The 538-nt window shown below is 70.4% G+C and carries 1 pseudogene; it reads left to right on the top strand.

Features of this window, described 5'->3' with window-relative positions:
• Positions 1-180: 180 nt before the first annotated feature.
• Positions 181-538, top strand: a pseudogene (locus LPA54_RS36190) (hypothetical protein); the annotation flags it as partial.

The raw sequence follows: 538 nt of genomic DNA, 5'->3' as shown, positions 1-538 counted from the left end.
CTGTTCGGTCCCGGCGCACCGGTCATCAATGACGGATCGGGTCCGGATCTTGGTGACGGATCCCTCGCGTCTAAGGAAGACCTGGGGACTGACCGACGTGACGAGACGAAGCCCGTGGGGGTTGCCCGCCGTAGGCGAGGTGACCGTAAGTGGGTCGCCGCCCCTGTGGATAACTCCCTTGTGCCGGACACGTTCGGGCCTGGAACGTCTCGCGCTCCGCGCGGCAACCGCTCCTCTGCCACGCCCCGCCAGCACCTGAACAGCCACACCCCCGGCAGCTACAGCGGGCCGGAACTGCGCTGGACCCCCCGTATCCACACCGCGCTGGCCCCAGTCCGCCACGAACTCGACGGCATCCGCCGGTTCGTGCTGCGCCGCATCGCCCGCGAGATCGCCGCCCAGCTCGACACCGGCATCAGCCCCGAGCGCATGGCCCACCGCATCCGCACCCGCTACACCGCCCAAGCCCGCGCCGACATCCGCGACATCGGCTCCTGGCTCCTGGCCGTCGGCATCCGGCACAAGGGCTGCGGCGTGC

It is taken from the genome of Streptomyces sp. DH12 (assembly GCF_020873895.1).
In the GTDB taxonomy this organism is placed as follows: Bacteria; Actinomycetota; Actinomycetes; order Streptomycetales; family Streptomycetaceae; genus Streptomyces.
The sequence above is the reverse complement of the archived record's forward strand: the minus strand, read 5'-3'. Positions and strand labels throughout refer to the sequence as shown.